Source organism: Mesorhizobium sp. M1E.F.Ca.ET.041.01.1.1 (genome assembly GCF_003997355.1).
In the GTDB taxonomy this organism is placed as follows: Bacteria; Pseudomonadota; Alphaproteobacteria; order Rhizobiales; family Rhizobiaceae; genus Mesorhizobium.
This window is the reverse complement of the sequence record NZ_RZSL01000594.1, coordinates 1-3,569: the sequence shown is the minus strand read 5'-3', so window position 1 is coordinate 3,569 and position 3,569 is coordinate 1. Positions and strand designations below refer to the sequence as shown.

The following is a 3,569-nucleotide window of genomic DNA, read 5'->3' as shown; positions in this document are numbered from 1 at the left end:
GTTGTTGGTGCCCGTCACGCCCATCTTGGCTTCGGCCTTGGCGTAGTAGGGCTCCATTTCGGCGAGCGTCACCGGCCAGTCGAGAAGGTTCGCGCCCTTGATCTTGCCGTAGGTCGTAAGCGTCTTGAATTCATGCTCCTGGAAGCGCAGCGACGCGCCCGCCCAATGCGTGGTCGAGCCGCCGACGGACTTGACGATCCAGGCCGGCAGGTTCGGAAAATCCTTCGCCACGCGCCAGTCGCCCGACGTGGTGCGCTTGTCCTTCCAGGCGAGCTGGGTGAAGGAATCCCATTCGTCGTTGATGAAGTCCTCATATTCGTGGCGCGCGCCCGCCTCGAGGATGACGACGTCGATGCCTTTCTGGGCGAGTTCGTTGCCGAGCGTGCCGCCGCCGGCGCCCGAGCCGATGATGACGACCACGCCGTCGTTCTTGAGATCAAATTGTGCTGCCATGGTTTCCTCCCATGAAATCGGTCAAAAGCGGTTCAAGGACAGAGCGGCTCAGAGCCACTCGATGTCGTCGAAGCCGCGCGCGATGTAGCCGCCCTTGGAAAAGGATTCGCCCTCGTAACCGAAGATGGGCCACACCTCCTTCTGGTTGTACAGGCTGACGACCAGGCCGCCGCGCACCGCCTGGAAGAACGGCGTCTTCTCGACCTCCTTCAGCAGCGCGACCCGCTGCTCTTCCCAGCCAAGTGCGCGATAGCCACCCTTGCCGGCCTTCTTGTCGAGATCGGCGACGCCCTTCTCGATCAGCTCCTTGTGGGCCGGATCCTTGGCGGCGGTCTCGTCATGGCCCTTGACGGCGATGGCGTAGTATTTGTCCGGTACCTGGTCGTGCGGATAGATGTCGCGCGCCACCTGGATCAGCGTCGCCATCGTCTCGGGCTTCAGCGCCGAGGTTTCCAGGCCCCAGGCATGTTCGGGACTAATGATGGCGGTGCCCGAAATGATGAGCAGCGCACCTGCACCGCCGCGTTTGAGAAGCTCGCGCCGCGAGAGGCCAAGCTGCCTCTCATGCAGCTTCCGTTCATAGATCGTGACCATAATTTCCTCCCTGCTTGCTGTTCGCATCCTCCCCGGATGCCGTTGCTGGCGCCGCGCCGGTCCGCGCGGCATTTGTCCCCTATTGGAAGCGCCGTCCCCGCTGCAGGACCTCGATCTTGTAGCCGTCGGGATCCTCGATGAAGAAAAACCGGGCGAATAGCGCTCCGTCGCGGTTGAATTCCACGATCTTCTTCGGATTGAATCCGAGCGCGCCGAGCCGATCGTGCTCGCTGTCGAGATCGACGACGGAGAGCGCGAGATGGCCGTAGCCATCGCCCAGCGCGTAGGGCTCAGTGCGCCCCTTGTTCACGGTCAGCTCGACCTCGAATGGAGAGTCGGCGTTGCTGAGATAGATCAGCGTGAAGGTCTCGAAATCGAGCCGCTGCGCGACGTCGAGACCGAAGGCCTTGCTGTAGAAATCGACGGACCGGGCCTCGTCGAGAACCCGGATCATGGTGTGGATCGCCTTCGCCAAATCGGACTCCGCAGCTTTTCATGCTCTGGAAGCCGATTATGTGCGCCGGCGAAAAAAGGTGGTGGCAGCCGATTACCACGCATGCGCCTGGAAAACGGCTGGTGTCGCGCAAGTTTTGAGGACGAAAGTCTGATTGCCGTTACTGGCCGTCAGGCCGAAGATGCAAGCGCAGGCAGTGTTCAAGAGGCGCCAACGCTCAATCGGCGCCCAAGACCAACAAGAACGGGAGGAAACGATGTGCAGAGTCTTTGCCGGGCAGGATCCGGGAGGCTACCGGCAGATCAACCGGTCGATCCGCATAGACGGGCATTCGACGAGCATCCAGCTAGAGGCGACGTTCTGGGCGTTGCTCGACGAGATCGCCGAAAGCCAGGGCCTGACGACGCCCAAATTCATCTCGACCCTCTATGACGAGGCGATCGAGATCAACGGCCAGATCCCGAACTTCGCTTCGATGCTGCGCACGACCTGCGCGCTCTATCTGCGCGGTCACCGACCAGCGGTGCAGGAGCAGGCAGCGCTGAAACAGGTGGCCGCCTAGCTGCTCGCGGCCACTTCGAGCGCCAGCCGTGTCATGTCGGTGAACAGCGCCTGGCGTTCGGAATAATCGGTCTGCTCGCCGGTGGCGACGTGGTCGACCACAGTCAGCAGCGACAGGGCGCGCGCGCCGAACTGCGCCGAGATGCGGTAGAGCGCGCTGGTTTCCATGTCGACCGCCAGCGCGCCGAGCGCCCTGAACTCGTCGAAACGCGCGCGGCCGTCGGGATGATAGAACACGTCGCTGCAGACCGTGAGCCCCGCGCTGCAGGCGATGCCGAGATCGGCGGCCCGCCGCAGCGCCAGCGCATGGAGCGTCTTATCCGGTCCCGACGGCTGATAAAGCCCGAACACTTGCCCGCTGATTGAGCCCTCGGCGCGTACGGCACTGGAAACGACGACGCCGCGTAACGGCACTTCCTCGGTCAGGGCGCCGCATGTTCCTGTGCGGATCAGCGTCTTCACGCCATGATAGTCCAGCAGCTCATGGGCATAGATGAGGAAGGAAGAGACGCCGATGCCGGTTGCATGGATGCTGACCGGTTTGCCGCGATACCGGCCGGTGAAGCCAAGGGCGCCCCGGCGGCGATTGACGCAGCGCGGCGCCTCGAGAAAGGTTTCCGCCATCCATTGGGCGCGCTCGGGATCGCCCGGCAACAGCACCGTTCCGGCATAGTCGCCCCTGCCCGCCTCGATGTGCGGCGTCACGCTAGCTCCCTGTCATGCAACTTACCCCGTCTCCATCATCATGGCAGGGTCGCCGCAATGTGCAAGCGGTTGCTGTTTTAGGATTCCAGCACATCCTTGACGATGGTCGCCAGTTGCTTGAGCGAGAAGGGTTTGGGCAGGAACCCGAAATGCGCGTCGGCAGGCAGGTTTTTGGCGAAGGCGTCCTCTGCATAGCCGGAGACGAAGACGAACTTGATATCCGGCTGGCGCTTGCGCAACTCGCCGAGCAGCGTCGGTCCGTCCATTTCCGGCATCACCACATCGGACACGACGATGTCGACCTTGCCGCCGAGAGCCTCGAAGACCTCCAGCGCCTCGACGCCGGAGGACGCTTCGTGAACGGTGTAGCCGCGCGAGGTCAGCGCCCTGACGCCGCCCATGCGGACGGCATCCTCGTCCTCGACCAGAAGCACCGTGGCCGAACCGGAGAGATCCTTCACCGTGTCGACCGGCTTGGCCGGCACCGCGGCGGCCGCCGTCTCGACAGGCTCGCTCGCCTTCTTCACCTCCGCGACGTGGCGCGGCAGGAAAATGCGGAACACCGTCCCCTTGCCGACCTCGGAATCGCAATAGATGAAGCCGCCGGTCTGCTTGATGATGCCGTAGACCATCGACAGACCGAGGCCCGTCCCCTTGCCGACCTCCTTGGTGGTGAAGAACGGCTCGAAGATCTTCTTCAGCACGTCGGGCGCGATGCCGCTGCCGGTATCCCCGACCTCGACCAGCACATAATCGGCCGGCGTGAGCTCCCGGTAGGCAAAGGATTTGCACTCCTCGCCCG

6 protein-coding genes are annotated in these 3,569 nt (G+C 63.3%); 1 reads left to right on the top strand and 5 read right to left on the bottom strand.

The window, feature by feature from the left end; translation table 11 throughout:
• From EOA38_RS30855 to EOA38_RS30845, 3 genes are all read right to left on the bottom strand, one after another.
• Positions 1-453: FAD-dependent monooxygenase (locus tag EOA38_RS30855; RefSeq protein ID WP_145966139.1), on the bottom strand; the 453-nt coding region annotated here is incomplete at its 3' end.
• 48 nt (positions 454-501) lie between these two features.
• Complete coding sequence (locus tag EOA38_RS30850; RefSeq protein ID WP_127301004.1) at positions 502-1,047, bottom strand: gluconate 2-dehydrogenase subunit 3 family protein; 546 nt, start codon at positions 1,045-1,047, stop codon at positions 502-504.
• 79 nt (positions 1,048-1,126) lie between these two features.
• Positions 1,127-1,522 carry a VOC family protein gene (locus EOA38_RS30845; RefSeq protein ID WP_127301003.1) on the bottom strand — a complete coding sequence of 132 codons (396 nt, stop codon included), beginning with the start codon at positions 1,520-1,522 and terminating at the stop codon, positions 1,127-1,129.
• Between the two features lie 235 nt (positions 1,523-1,757).
• Between EOA38_RS30845 and EOA38_RS30840 the strand changes: the two genes are divergently transcribed.
• On the top strand, positions 1,758-2,063 hold the full coding sequence (locus tag EOA38_RS30840) for a ribbon-helix-helix domain-containing protein (RefSeq protein ID WP_127301002.1): 306 nt from the start codon (positions 1,758-1,760) through the stop codon (positions 2,061-2,063).
• Here EOA38_RS30840 and EOA38_RS30835 read toward each other — a convergent pair.
• A complete protein-coding gene (locus EOA38_RS30835) occupies positions 2,060-2,767 on the bottom strand; it encodes a DeoD-type purine-nucleoside phosphorylase (protein ID WP_127301001.1) in 708 nt (235 codons plus the stop codon). The two genes, EOA38_RS30840 and EOA38_RS30835, sit on opposite strands and share 4 nt — an antisense overlap.
• A gap of 77 nt (positions 2,768-2,844) precedes the next feature.
• On the bottom strand, positions 2,845-3,569 hold a 725-nt coding region (locus EOA38_RS30830; RefSeq protein ID WP_127301000.1), incomplete at its 5' end, for a response regulator.

Bases quoted from the DNA above. Each gene is read 5' to 3' on its own strand.
- EOA38_RS30850 (WP_127301004.1), bottom strand. From the start codon at position 1,047: ATGGTCACGATCTATGAACGGAAGCTGCATGAGAGGCAGCTTGGCCTC.
- EOA38_RS30840 (WP_127301002.1), top strand. From the start codon at position 1,758: ATGTGCAGAGTCTTTGCCGGGCAGGATCCGGGAGGCTACCGGCAGATC.